9 protein-coding genes and 1 riboswitch are annotated in these 14230 nt (G+C 45.3%); of the genes, 2 read left to right on the forward strand and 7 right to left on the reverse strand.

Going from position 1 to position 14230, the window contains the following annotated elements; translation table 11 throughout:
• Window positions 1-21 precede the first annotated feature (21 nt).
• Window positions 22-423, forward strand: coding sequence for a ribosomal maturation YjgA family protein (locus H8744_RS14110; RefSeq protein WP_262435441.1), 402 nt, complete (start codon window positions 22-24; stop codon window positions 421-423).
• Here the strand turns inward: H8744_RS14110 and cbiD are convergent.
• The 7 genes from cbiD to H8744_RS14145 all read right to left on the reverse strand — a co-directional run bounded on the left by cbiD (window position 382) and on the right by H8744_RS14145 (window position 12419).
• A complete protein-coding gene (cbiD, locus tag H8744_RS14115; protein ID WP_262435442.1) occupies window positions 382-2265 on the reverse strand; it encodes a cobalt-precorrin-5B (C(1))-methyltransferase CbiD in 1884 nt (627 codons plus the stop codon). The genes H8744_RS14110 and cbiD overlap by 42 nt on opposite strands.
• Window positions 2262-4067: a precorrin-4 C(11)-methyltransferase gene (gene cobM, locus H8744_RS14120; RefSeq protein ID WP_262435443.1), complete on the reverse strand. Its 1806-nt coding sequence runs from the start codon at window positions 4065-4067 to the stop codon at window positions 2262-2264. Before cobM ends, cbiD begins: the two co-directional genes overlap by 4 nt.
• The gene (cbiE, locus tag H8744_RS14125) at window positions 4064-5320 is read right to left on the reverse strand and encodes a precorrin-6y C5,15-methyltransferase (decarboxylating) subunit CbiE (protein ID WP_262435444.1); all 1257 of its coding nucleotides are present in this window, start codon (window positions 5318-5320) and stop codon (window positions 4064-4066) included. The genes cobM and cbiE overlap by 4 nt, the downstream gene beginning before the upstream one ends.
• Window positions 5321-6757: a precorrin-3B C(17)-methyltransferase gene (gene cobJ, locus H8744_RS14130; RefSeq protein ID WP_262435445.1), complete on the reverse strand. Its 1437-nt coding sequence runs from the start codon at window positions 6755-6757 to the stop codon at window positions 5321-5323.
• A 122-nt stretch (window positions 6758-6879) separates the two neighbouring features.
• A complete protein-coding gene (locus H8744_RS14135; protein WP_262435446.1) occupies window positions 6880-9087 on the reverse strand; it encodes a TonB-dependent receptor in 2208 nt (735 codons plus the stop codon).
• Window positions 9088-9219: 132 nt separating this feature from the next.
• Complete coding sequence (locus H8744_RS14140) at window positions 9220-10338, reverse strand: sirohydrochlorin cobaltochelatase (protein ID WP_262435447.1); 1119 nt, start codon at window positions 10336-10338, stop codon at window positions 9220-9222.
• Between the two features lie 23 nt (window positions 10339-10361).
• On the reverse strand, window positions 10362-12419 hold the full coding sequence (locus H8744_RS14145; protein ID WP_262435448.1) for a TonB-dependent receptor plug domain-containing protein: 2058 nt from the start codon (window positions 12417-12419) through the stop codon (window positions 10362-10364).
• 130 nt (window positions 12420-12549) lie between these two features.
• A riboswitch (cobalamin riboswitch) is annotated at window positions 12550-12746 on the reverse strand.
• Window positions 12747-12887: 141 nt separating this feature from the next.
• Between H8744_RS14145 and H8744_RS14150 the strand changes: the two genes are divergently transcribed.
• Window positions 12888-14210 carry a cobyrinic acid a,c-diamide synthase CobB gene (locus tag H8744_RS14150; protein WP_262435449.1) on the forward strand — a complete coding sequence of 441 codons (1323 nt, stop codon included), beginning with the start codon at window positions 12888-12890 and terminating at the stop codon, window positions 14208-14210.
• Window positions 14211-14230: the final 20 nt, after the last annotated feature.

Raw genomic sequence — 14230 nt, forward strand, 5'->3', positions numbered from 1 at the left:
TTCCGGGGATTCTTTTGTCTGATGAAACTCATTGTAAAATATCGTTTATATTATCTTATCCTGTTTCTTTTCACTATTCTTCTGGGATTGGGATCAAGGAGATATGGTAGCTATCTACCCGCCTTTGTTGCGGATTATGCTGGAGATACCTTATGGGCAGCGATGGTATATTGGGGCATAAGTGTTCTATTTCCTAAAAAGGAATTTTTTCGGAAAGGGTTTATTGCTTTGTCATTTTCTTATTGTATCGAGATCAGTCAGCTTTATCAGGCGGATTGGATCAATGCGATCAGAGGAACCACATTGGGAGCTTTGGTACTCGGTCATGGATTCCTCTGGTCGGATATACTTTGTTATACAGTCGGTGTCGGACTGGCTATTTTAATAGATTTTACCCTCTTCATCAATAAGGAGTATATTTAACTTGTTCGGAAAAAGAGGAGTACAGTGTTCACGGCACAAATTCAGCAGGAGAGTGAAAAATCTGCTTCGTTCTTCTCCACCAAGTAAAGTCCAGAGTTCGCGTGCCAGTGTGATGTGATCTATTTTATTAATCGTCTCTTGGCAACAAAATGCCTTGTTTGCTACTTCTTTCAGGAACTCTTTATTCATCACAACTTTTTTGCTATGGGTATCCAGATGTCCTTCTGCCAGTTTGACGGCTTTACCGATCATGACTCCCATTGTAATCTCCGGTATATCGATTTCTGCTGCTATTTTAAGGGTTTCACCGATGAAATTGCCGTAATGAACGAAAGCTTGTGCCGGTAATTCAAGGTACTGGCTGCGTATTGCGCGTTCGCTTTTAGCACCGGAGTTGATAACGACGCATGTAGTGCCGCTTGCTTTGGCTACTTCCATTTCTTTACGGATGGCATTGACAAACGCTTCGGACGAGAATGGCCGCACTATTCCGGAAGTGCCTATGATAGAGATTCCACCTTCTACTCCGATCCGTGGATTAAAAGTGCGTTTGGCGATCTCTTCACCACCCGGTACGGAGATAGTTACTACAAAGGTTCCGTCAAAAACAGACAGTCCTATTTGCGTCAGATAATGTTTTAGGTTGTCTTCAAGCATTTTGCGAGGGGCGGGATTGATAGCGGGTGTTCCCAACTCCATACCCAATCCTGGCAATGTGATAATACCTACTCCTTCACCACCACGTAGGACTAATTTAAAATCTTCAGGCGAGGAACGTAGTTCTGCCCCTTTGCCTTCATTACGGACAAAAGAGAGGGACGCTTTGATTGCGATTCCGTTAGTTACATCGGGATCATCACCGGCATCTTTAATAACGGTAGCAGTCGTTTCAAACATCTGATCAGAACCATCTGGTTCGATAATAGGCTTTTTCGTGACCTCTTTTACATAAACAGTAATAGGTTCTTTATTAGGCAATTGAACTGTGACCTTCTTAATCTCCGCAAAAGGTTCGAACAAAGCTTTCGCTGCAGCGAGGGTTGCTGCCGTGGCACATGTGCCGGAACTTATTCCGATGCGTAACGGAAAGAATTCCGGGAGATATTTCTGAATGGCGAATTGCAGCCCATACTCACCAAGAACTATCTCTACAAAATTTTTCATTATTTCCTCATCGCGTTGAATGGCAAATACTTTGATGTTTTCTTCCAATGCCGCATTCACTTTCTCGGTAAACCCACCAGACTCACCGGACTCTTTGAGAAGAATAGCTTGCGGACGGTATTGTCGTAAAAGTGAGTGTTCGTCTTCTTCCGGTTGATAGTAACACAGCCGATCCGGGGGAAAACCTTGATAGATAGCAAGCTGCCGGGAGCTTTCCCGGTTTAAAATCCGGAACCAACAGCTATGTTGAGTCCAGTAGGATTTCAGCTTGCTGATACTTTGTACACCTGTGAGGGCAAGGAGTTTGCTGATGCTTTCAGCTTCTAACCGTGTTATGGCATCTTCATAATCTTTGCACCAGAATACGTCTTTGAGACGGGCTGGATAGATGCGTTCGTAGCGTATGGCGATTATTTGTAATTTGCCTGACACCTCTATTATTGTTTCATGGAGTCTTTGGGCAAAAGGATGGGAGGCATCAATGATGAGCCGGATTCCTTTTTCATGGCAAAAAGCCTCCATTTGTCCGGTATCCAATGCACCGGTTATCCGTTCACCATGTTGAAGATTTATTTCTTGTTCATTCCCTTTCGTTGAATAATAAAAGAGTTTGCCCGCTTCATCGATCACCCGGGCAGCTGTACGTCCTTCTGTGGTTCCTCCGAATATAAGTATCATTTACGGTATATATGTTTGAATTCGTGTGAATAAAGGCGGGATAACCCTTCCCGGTTGTCAATGGCATCCCCTACGACAAGCATAGTCGTTAGTGTTAGCCCATTGTCATTTACGATAGCTGCAAGGTCTTTCAGTTCACCTCTGTAAATGTGTTCGTCTTTCCAGGTCAGGTGGTAACAGGCGGCAACAGGAGTCGTAGGTGGATAGTGTTCCATTAACTCCTTCTGAACTTCATCGACAATGCCGGCACTCAGGAAAATACACATCGTACTTTGGGATCGGGCTAACAGATGGAGCTTCTCTTTCTCGGGCATCGGGGTGCGGCCTTCGCCACGGGTCAGGATGATGGTCTGCACTTTCTCGGGTATGGTAAACTGTGAACGCAATGCGGCAGCCGCAGCTTGGAAAGAAGAAATACCCGGAGTGATATGATAGCTCATCTTGTATTGATCGAAAAAGTTCATCTGTTCCTGAATCGCACCATATATGCATGGATCACCCGTATGCAGACGGACAATGAATTTGCCACGATCGTAAAACTCTTTCATCAGGGCGAATTGCTCTTCAAGGGTCATAGAAGCGGAACTGCGTACCGTAACACCCTCTTTAGCACATAAAGTCAGTTCTCTGGGTACAAGACTTCCGGCATAAAGTATCAGGTCGGCCTCTTCCAACATTCGGTGTCCGCGTACTGAAACCAGTTCTGGATCACCCGGCCCCGCACCTACAATTTCAATATGACCGCACCGCTTGGCTGCAATATCCATTGCTATCGCCACGGTATAGTCAGGGCCTTTTTGTTTGGAAATAATTAATTCCACTCCACCGGACGAAAGCAATGCGGATGCTTCGCAAACGCTGGGAGTACCCATGTGCTTCATTACGATTTCACTAGGGTGGGGGACTTCTATCTCTTTTAATTCTGCGGCTGTATAGAATAGGGTTTCATAGGTTTCAGCCATCCTTTTCAAAAGAAGTTCATTACGTTTTTCTTCTATGGAAGATACCGTGCAGATGCTTTCAGGAAAAATGCGAGCATCGGACAGGATATTTCTAATCCCTTCCAAAGGACCAGCGGGATCGGCATTATGGGCACATCCCAGTCCTATATGCATGACTTTCGGTACAAAATATAGGACGGGTAAATGGTGATCATATCTATATGGAGTGACAGCGATTAGCAGTTGATAGCGGTTGTCCGACGGGATATCGTTTATTTCATAATAGATATCTACGTGCTGTGGACAAGTACGTTCTAAAAAATCGGTTCCTTTATCGCGTACATCGAGTAGAAGTGCGGTCGGGGCTTTGTTGACAAACAGGCTGATCACTTTGTTCATTTCGGTATTTTTGCTTATTGCAGTATACCAACCGAATTGCTTGTCCAATGTGTCGAGTGCCCAAAGTCCCGTACGGTCGCTTTGGGTGGTAATAACAGATTCTGCTCCCAATATATCCGCAACTTGCTTAGTCAGTTCGTTTGCTCCTCCGATGTGCCCCGATAAAACTGAAATCGCATAGCGCCCTGTGCTGTCTACGCATATTACTGCCGGATCGGTATGCTTGTCTTTAACACAGGGAGCGATTGACCGGACGCAAATGCCCATTGCACCGATAAAGATAAATGCATCGTAATTGGTGAAAGCTTCGGATACGAACATTTGTATGGAATCGATGTAACGGCATCCCTGCTCCGAAATAACTTGGGAAGCGGAGAATATTGCCGAAAGGGGAAGTTCTTTTTGAAGCGTCTGCGCCATAGCCAGACTTGTTTCTGAAATAAGTATGATAGCAATTTTCATGGCTTGGTTACCTTTAATATGTGAATCGGATTGTATTCGTTGAGTGAAATGCTTATGGCAGTGCAGGGACTGAACCCCGTTACCTGTGTACTTTCCATGAAAAGCTTGCGACTTTCCTCTGTAACGGAATTGAATACCAGCGTACCGTTAGGGAGCAGTACCTCGTATATACGTTTTATCATTTCTTTCAATCGTCCTCCGTGCCCACCGATAAATACGGCATCAGGTCGGGGATATGCATCCAGTCCGGCATCCATAAAGTCTCCGATATGAACCGTTATTCCCGGGACACCGAAACGTCTGGAATTAATATTCATCAGCATTTCTCCTTCGGGGCGGATTTCGAAGGCGGTAACGGAGAGATGTGGAAATTGCAACCGGGCTTCGATGGATATGGAACCGGTACAGAAACCTATGTCCCACAATGAATGATGGCGTGAAAGTTCTAGTTCACGCAAGGTGAGCAGACGAATGGCAGCTTTGGTTATCATCTTTTCACGGCCGTCAAGATGTTCGAAGCATTCATCGGGAATACCGAACGGACGGAATTTGGGTAAAGTACTGCTTTCACAATGTAGGTTCAGAGGGTCTGTCGATAGGTTTGAAGCCTTTTTCCAACCGTCACAATGAAGAATCAAGTTGTTGGGATGCTCGAACCGGGTGCTGGTTGCCTCCTGCGGAGAGAGTTGCCGGATACGCTCTTTGTCACGATTACCGAGATGTTCGCCAATGCACATTCTGTAATTTGTATAACCATATTCCAGCATTCGTTGCGCAATCGTTGCCGGTGTATGTTCCCGGTCGGTAAGGACTCCGATTTTAACGGCACGTTCTATCAATGCCCTGTCCAGTTCTTGCCACGGCCTTCCCGTCAGGGAGACGATGCGCATGTCATCGTAAGGCATCAGCAAGCGATGAGCAAGCGTCTGCAAAGAGTTAAAAGCGGGATATATTTTTAAAATGGCTTCCGGTAGCCGTTTTCGGATGGTATTGGCAAAGCCGAAGAATAAAGGATCACCGGAGGCGAAGACTACTATTTGTTCATGAGGTTCGTAACGGGCAAATACATTGTCCAAAGGAACCGTAATGTCAATCCACTGTGCGTCCTTCGGAAGGAGGTTGGCAACTATTTCCCGGTGTCGTAAACCTCCGGAAAACACACTGCTCCCTTTGATAATCCGTTCTACTTCCGGAGGGAAAAATTGCTGCCGGTTGTCATCCAGTCCAATGATAATAAAACGTGTCCGGTTCATTTATACGTCCCTCCCAGGCTTCAGTTGTTCTGCATCATCGTAACAGAGTATCGAGTTTACCAGCGTAGCTGCCAGATTACTGCCTCCTTTTCGTCCTTCCACAATCAGTTTGGGAATATGTACGAATGGTTTTGTCATGTGTTTGGACTCCTGCACGTGTACGAATCCTACCGGTGCTGCAATGATTCCGGCAGGGTGAGCTTTCTCTTTACGAACCAGTTCACAAAGTTCCATCAATGCCGTTGGAGCATTGCCGAATACAAAAAGTGCATCCGGGTGTTCTTCCACAGCCAGGCGGATGCCGGCTTGAGTACGGGTGATATTTTTCTCCTTTGCCAGTACAGCTACCCGTTCATCGGGCAAATAACATTTAACTTCTGTGCCCAGCCGTTGCAAAGCTCCTTTACGGATGCCGGATGCTGCCATAGTGACATCCGTTATGATGGTTTTTATCCGACCCTCTGCAAAGGCGTTGTAAAGGGTGGATACAGCTTCCGGATCAGTGTAAAGGAGTTGCTCCATATCGAAATCGGCAGTTGTATGGATGGCATGTAGCAAAGCCCATTTATGATCTAAGGGGATAGCCCTGTTTTTCAGTTCCCGTTCGATGGTGCGGAAGCTTCGTATCATGATGTCTTGTCCGATCCCCGTATTTTCTGTTTTTGCTTCGCGATAGTAGCCTCTCGGGGTAATCATATGTTCGTTGAACCGGTAAGTCTGTGAATTTCCAATAATGACGATGGTGAACATGTCGACCTTTTCGGGATCGAATTCGGTGAGTGTGGTGAGGAAGATACTTTCTTCTTCCCGTCCTGCCTGGCGGATGTATCCTACCGGTGTTTCCGGTGAACGCCCTTCGCGTAAGAAAAGTTCTTTAAGCCGGTAGAGCTGCCAATAGCGACCTTCGCTTTTCGGATTGTAAACGGCCGTTACAAAATCAGCTTGTGTGGCGGCAATGATGCGGCGTTCGATACGTTCCCAGGGAGTCATCAGATCCGAAAGGGAAATCACGCAAAAATCGTGTCCCATCGGGGCACCCAACAGGGATGCCGCCTTTTGGAAGGCACTGATACCGGGAAGGGTGATGATTTCTATGTCACTGTTCCTTTCTTTCTTCATCTCATAAATAAGGGGTGCCATGCCGTAGATTCCTGCATCACCGGAGCTGATGACGCATACCGTATTCCCTTGCTCTGCCAGTTCGAAAGCCTGCTCTGCCCGTTGGCGTTCGCGCTTCATACCGGTATCGATGCATTTTGTATCCGGTCTTATTATGTCACGGATAAATTGGAAATAGTATTTATAGCCCACGACTACATCCGCGGCCGAAAGGGCATCGAGTGCCGCAGGAGTGATGTCCGTCAAACTTCCCGGCCCCAGTCCGGCAATGATTATTTTTGAATGTGATCCATTCCCGTCAGTCTTTATCTTTTGCATATTTGCCTTTCTTATCTATATTTACATTTGGCGAAGATACGTATTTTTTAAGTTTATGCAACCGTTACTTTACTAAAGTGCAACTGTCCTATAATTAGCTGATATGATTTATGAGAGTACGATTACTGTTTAAATCGTATTGCCAGACTTACATAGGGCGAACATCCCGGTGTCAGGGTAGCATAATTACTGTTGAAAGGGCGGTCGTCTTTATAATTAAAAATGTTTTCAACGCCTGCACCCGGTTCCAAGATAAAATTGCCTAAGTTGAAACTATGTGTCGTATGCAGGTTCCAAAGTTGGAATTTCGGTGCATATCCATAATTTTGTGAGTAACGCTCTCCCTGTACCCGGCAATTCAGGTTGACTGTAAGATAATAATTATTCCAACGATGATTCCACAATGCAGCAAGATTACCGGTGTGTTTTACGCTTTTGTCTATAGGCATGTCTTTTGATTTGTCTTTGGCATCGGTAAAGCTATATCCGCCATTCAGGGAGAAACCGGCACCCAGATAACTGTTCAGCGAAACACTGATACCGCGTATGCGAGCTTTTTCTATATTGTCGCGTTGTTTCACTTCGTCATAGTCCGTGCCGTTTCCCCGATTGTAGGCATCGCGTTCCTCTTCTGTGAAAACCCGGTAGTTGATCATATCACGCACGTTGTTGGCAAATGCCGATACGGATATAGAGAAACGGCTGTGTACGTATTCGGCACTCAGCGTATAGTTGTCGCTTTTTTCAGGTTTCAGGTTGATGTTCCCGATGGTATACTTCCTCGTACTTCCGGTTTTGCTTTCCGAAGTAATATAGAGGGCACTTAAATCCGGTGTACGGAATCCGGAAGCATACGAACCGCGGAAGTTAAATCCCCCCACCTTATATAATAGGGCAATGTTGGGAGTGGCATAATTTTTGAAAGTCTCATGGTAGATATAGCGCAAACCTACATATGCCTGAAAATGCTTGCTGATATTGATTTCATCCTGTGCATAAATAGCAGCGGTGTACATGCTGCGTCCGTCTATGTTATCGCTTTCACTTGTGAGGCTCTCTTTTATGTATTCAAGTCCCGCTGATATTTTGTTGTGATCGCCCATGCTGAAAATACCTTTCACGTTCAGGTTGTGATGGTGGAGGCGTTTGGTCATTTCACTATCTCCGGCATTGAGCTTGGCTTTGCTGTCGTCCATGAAATAATCTTTATAGCTGCTGTAATTGTCCGAGAAGTAATCCGCGTTGAGGTAAGATGACTTGTTGATCATGTATTGTGCGCCGCCACCATAGGTGTATGTTTCGTAGCGCATATCATATTTAGTCGTATTGTCACCTTCGGGTATGGGTCGATCGGTCTTATGATTGTAGAACCCGCCACGGGCATAAAACGACAGACGGTCTGTGGGGTCGAACGTGAAACGTTGGTTCACCGTGTTCGAATGAAAGGCGGTGGAAGCTTGTTTATTGGTTTCTACCAATTCGTCCTTCTTGTTGATGGTGAGAGGACTTAATTGCCAACCGTCAGCCTGTTGCCGTTGGTAAGAGGTGTACGAACCGAATTTGCCCAGATTGAAGTCTGCATTGGCCGATTGAGTGAAACGGTTTTTGGTGGAATAGCGGCTATTGCTCGCGATGTTGACTTTGTTACGGGCATCATCGGTGATGATATTGATCACTCCGGCAATGGCATCGCTTCCGTAGAGTGCCGAGGCGGCTCCGTTCAATATTTCAATGCGTTTTACGTTAGCCATGTCAATGCGTGTGTAACGGTCTTCTCCAGCGAGGCGTTTGCCGTTTTCCAATATCAGGACATAATCTTCGTTCATGCCGTTCATGCTCATGGTCGTACCCATGCCATTGGTCATAAAAGATATATTCGGATTCAATTTTGTCATGGCATCTTCAAAGTTCGTGATGCCTGCTTGTTGCAGGTCTTTTGCGGTGATTACCTGTATAGGGACGGGAGAGTTGTCCATGCGGCGGTGCGTACCTGTACCGGTCACAACGACCTGATTCATGTTTACGTAATTTTCCTGCAATTTGATAAGGATATCTTTTTCACTTTTGGAGGCAGTGTGTCGGCTTTGTTCGTATCCCACGTGTGTGATGCGTAAGGTATGTGTACCTTCGGGAAGTTTTAGTGAAAAGTCACCGCTATTGTTGGTCGTTGTGCCGTTCAGACTGTTTGATACACGAATGTTGGCACCTTTTACCGGCACTCCGGTTTCAGCGTTAACAACTTTTCCAGTAATATTAATCTGGGCATATAGGGTCGTTGTAGGAGTTAAACAACAACCTAAGGTGAGAAGAGCGAGTGTTCTTAGTTTCATGTAGTTTGATAAATCTATATATATGAATGATTATTAGTATAAATAAGAAGTGATAAGTGATTAACCATCAAGACATTTTTGTTCTTTTAGCGTATTAATCACTTATCACTTACTCGTAGGAATAGTTATTGATTATTGGTAATCTTCTCCGGTTGTCCACTCATCTTCGTCATTCCATCTTTCCGTCATGTGTTGCAACCAGATGGCGCGGATGTTGGCTCTGTCGCCCAGCCCTTTGATGGTACAGTTCTTGTAGCTGTCTTTATGACTTTCTTCAGAAGTATTGATGTTGAAACCCATCTTTTCGAGTTTCTGTCTCCAACTGCAATCGGCTTCCGGCACGGCATCAACTTTCTCTTCGTCTTGTCCCCACATGTCATTGTGTGCATGGTCACCGGCAATGGACATGAACGGAACCAGATAAATGGTGTAATCACTGAATTTGCCACCGTTTACGTAGTTGATAAGTTTTTTGTAGATATAGGTATCTGCCATGTCTCTCGGATTCATTTCGTCTGATTTCCAGTCTTCGGGGCAGAACAACATGCTTCCGTAGTCTACGGTTCCCACGAATACGTTCTTGTTGATGGCTTTCGTCTGCAAACTGTTTTCTACTTTTGTATACATGTCGTTGGCGTGTTGGTATACTCCGTCTGGATTGCCGTGCCCCATGAATAATACGATGTTCTTTTTATCTGCCAATTCCTTCTGGTAATCATCGTACAAGTACTGAGCCACTTTTTCCACATCCTCGTCATCGCTTAATAAGTTCGGGCTTTTCAACACTTTCACATGGGGGAACTTTTCGATCATGAATTTCTTTTTCACGTCCGTACCCATCAGACTAGCATACTCTTCACCCGGGATCACATGCAATGACTGTACGGCTACTCTCTCATAACCGGCTTTGCCCAATGCTTCCAACCAATAGTCAGGCTCAACGCGGTCGATGCCGGTGGATTCATACACACGGTTCACGCAGGTACGTGAGGTAAAGGATAAATAAATATCGGCAACACTGCCGTATTTATCTTTAAAATCTTTCTCAATGGCTTCGTATGTTTTAACCGATTCCTCATACGTACTTCCAAAAGTACACAGCAAGATTGCCGTGTTTTTTGTTTTGCTATCACGAGCCAGGGCTTCTACCGGGTTGGTAGTGTTGTCTTCATCGTCATCACCGCAGGAGGTAAATCCTGCACTTGTGGCGAGCATCATGGCTGCCATCAGGTAATACTTCATTTGTTTCATACTTCAATTGTTTAATAATAGGGTTATTTGGAATTGTTTTGAAATTTCACAGTGACGGAAGCGTAGTAAGTACGTCCGGGGGTGGTAGAACCGTGATTCCATCCGAAAGGTGTCCGGTCGACGTAATTGAAAATATTATCTATGCCGGCATTTATGTTCAGTTTCCATTTTTTAGTGTTCAGTACGGAATGTGATGTGTTGATGCGCCAGGTTTGATAGCCGTCACCATTTCCGTCGGTCAGATAATAACGGGTTGATTGATACTTTCCGTAAATGCTTACATCCAGTTGGTAGAGTTTCCAACCGTGCCCCCAGTTGGCTTTCCAAGTAGCGTTGTGCTTGGATGAACCGTTTATGGGAACATATTTCATGTAATTGGCATCACTGGGATCGCCTGCGTACTGCGCTTGTGCATCTACATAGCTGTAGCTTCCGCTGACGGTCAGTGACGGCAGTATTTGATAGCTTAAATCGACATCTGCCCCGAAGGAACGTGCCTTTGCCAGATTTTTATACTGTTTGGCTTCCTGCACTTCTAGGAATTTATCTTCGGCAGGTATGGGGATAGGGGTCAATTCGATCATATCCTTTATCCGGTTGTAATATCCGGTCACGCTCATCCGGAATTTCGGAAGATTGTATTCCACACTTACGGCACCATAGTTGGATGTCTGTGGTTTCAGGTCTTTGTTGCCATAATATGATTTGAGTTTATTCATCATATTTCCCACATAATTGTAGTACAGTTCTTTCAGGGTAGGAGCCTTGAAGCCGTAGGAGTAAGTGCCTCGCAGATTGAAGTCCCCCAATTTGTATAAAGCGGATACTTTGGGAGTCAGCTTGGCACCGAACTCTTTGTGATAAACGGCACGTACACCAGCGGTGACGTTGAAGCGTTCGGTAAAGTCCCATTCGTCTTGCGCGTATACGGAACTGGTAAAGACGCTGGCATCTTCCGATTCGATACGGTGGGGGGCTTTCAGGAAATCATGTTTGTGTTCCAAACCTACGCTCAGGATATTTTTCTCCGTCAGATAGAACACTCCTTTCACGAGTGCCAGTACCTGTTGCTGCTGAGTTTGCAAAATGCGATCACCCGGGTAGTGGGTGATTCGCCTTCCTGTTTCCTTGTCGAAATCATCGGTGATCTCACGGGCGGTATAATCGTAATAATATTGATAACGGTCGTATGAAACCTCAGCGCTCAGGTAATTGTATCCTGAAAGATTGTAACGGGCGTTGGCTCCATAGCTTTGATTGCGGTAAAAGTAGTCGTTCAATGCATATTTGTAGGCTCCTCTCAAGCGGTACATATTCTTTTGATAATAGGAGGCATCAGCTCCTAATGTCAGTTTCTTGTTCACCTTGTAAGTCAACTCCTCACGCAGATTGAAATTGGTGTTCCGGTTTACGGTTCGGGTGACGGTTCCTTCGCGGAGTTCATAATGGTAATACTCGAGGTCTGTATTGCGCCAACCGTCCGTATGTTTTACGCTGAAACTAGTGTTTGAATTCCACTTCTTATTTTTAAATCCGATCTGATTGTATTGGTTGACATCTCCGTAACTTCCTATGCGCGTGTTGTTGGATGCGCTGAATTTGTCTTTGTTCTTTTTGGTAATGATGTTGATGACTCCGGCTATGGCATCCGATCCGTAGAGCGAGGAGGCGGCACCTTTCACTATTTCGATCCGTTCGATATTGGCTACATTGATGAGGTTCAGATCGTTTTGCCCGCCATTGTCACCATTGATGCGGCGTCCGTTGATGAGGATAAGGATGTAGTCGTTGTTGAGTCCGTTCAGCTGGATGTTGCTTCCCATATCATTGCTGTTGAAACTGAGGGAAGCGCAAAGCCCGCCCAACAGATCATCAATGCTTCGTCCCTGGTAGTTGTCGAGTGCTTTGCCCGTAATGACTTCGGTCTGTACGGGAGCGTCTTTAAGGTAATGTTCGGTTCCAGTACCTGTTACAACCACTTCACCAAGTGAAACGGACAGTTCTTTGTCTTTATTAAGTATGCTTTGCGCACAAAGCGATTCTGTTCCCATCAATAAGAGAACGGGTAATAGATATTTCATCGGATGCTTCATTTTATTCATATACTAAAATGAAACAGAGAAAATCCCTCAAGAGGAGAGGCCACAGAAAATTTGCGGATACAAAGCGCAATTTGGTATGGACACAACTTCTGTTCCTGGAAGTCCCGTGTTTCGGTTTAATGACTTAGCAGGTCTTCTGGCTCTCCTCTGATTGGAAACCTTCCCGTCTCATTTACTGAAACAGTGGCATTGATCATCCAATCAACTTCATGAGGATTACAGCTGCAGGTACAGCTCCGGTTTCGCACCGGATTCCCTTTCACCGAACTATGTGATAGTCCGGTTACTAAATCCGGGACAAAGGTAGGAAGAATAATGAGAAATACAACAGAAGTTAATAATAAATTATTTTAGTTTTGATGGGAAGGGGTGTTTTGAATTAAGAAAGATAAAGATACCGAATATTCCCAAAGGATGTATATCTTTGTCCTGACTAAACACTACCCAATGCAGAATAGAGTTATACCCCAGTTTTTGATTGCCGCACCGACTTCGGGTTGCGGTAAGACTACGGTTGCCCGTGGAATTATGGCAGTCTTGGCACAAAGAGGCATGAAGGTGCAGCCCTTCAAGTGCGGTCCCGATTACATCGATACGAAATTTCACACCTCTGTTTGTAACGGTCGGGCATCGGTTAATCTGGATACATTTATGGCATCAGGAAGTCATGTGCGCGAGCTGTATGCACACTATGGTTCCGATGCGGATGTCTGTGTCTTGGAAGGGATGATGGGGATGTTCGATGGTTATGACCGTTCGCGTGGATCGAGTGCTGAGATAGCGGGACTGTTGGATTTGCCCGTTATATTGGTGGTAGATGCTCGTTCTTCCGCCTATTCTGTTGCAGCACTGATCAATGGTTATGATACGTTCGATCCGAGGGTGCATCTGGCGGGAGTTCTATTTAATAAGGTGGGTTCTGCAAGCCATGCCGCAATACTTCGGGAAGCGTGTGCGGATACCGGAGTAGAGTGCTTCGGTTGTATCCCTAAGGATGATAGCTTGGATGTCAATGAAAGGTATTTGGGATTGGATGTCAGGGAGGACAAACTCGAATCTAAAGATAAGCTGCATCTGGAAACCATTATCCGTGAAAACATAGATTTCGACGCATTGTTGCAGAAGTGTACCTGCCCGTTCACTCCTTGGAATGGGAATGATGGGAAGATCGCTTTTCAAGAGAGTACGAACTGGAATATTGTGGTAGCCCGTAACAAAGAATCCTTTACTTTTATTTATCAGGAACATTTGGATATATTGCAAGGCATGGGCCGTGTGACTTTTATCGATCCGGAGTCGGATCATGAAATTCCCCAGGAAACCGATCTTTTATATCTGCCGGGGGGATATCCCGAAAAAAACATGGAAGTACTTTGCAAGAATCATGCCCTGTTGAAGTCTGTTGCTGATTATGCGGAGAGCGGTGGAAGGATACTTGGCGAGTGCGGTGGAATGATATATCTTTCGAATACCGTCCGGCAACGCGGTTCGCAGATGCGGATGACGGGTGTATTGCCTATCGATATCGATGCGGAAAATTGTAAACTGAAGTTGGGTTATCGTCAGTTTGAGTACAACGGACAGTTGCTTCGCGGACATGAATTCCATTATACACAGATGGCTCAAACTGCATTATCATCTGTTGTCCAAGTATATAGTGCCAAAGGCAGACCGGTGGATACGCCCATTTTCCGGTATAAGAATGTGATAGCGAGCTATACCCATCTCTATTGGGGTGAGATTGATCTATTAAAACTTTTTGGGGAATAAAACGAATTGAAGTACAATAC

Source organism: Jilunia laotingensis, from assembly GCF_014385165.1.
Classification (GTDB): Bacteria; Bacteroidota; Bacteroidia; order Bacteroidales; family Bacteroidaceae; genus Bacteroides; species Bacteroides laotingensis.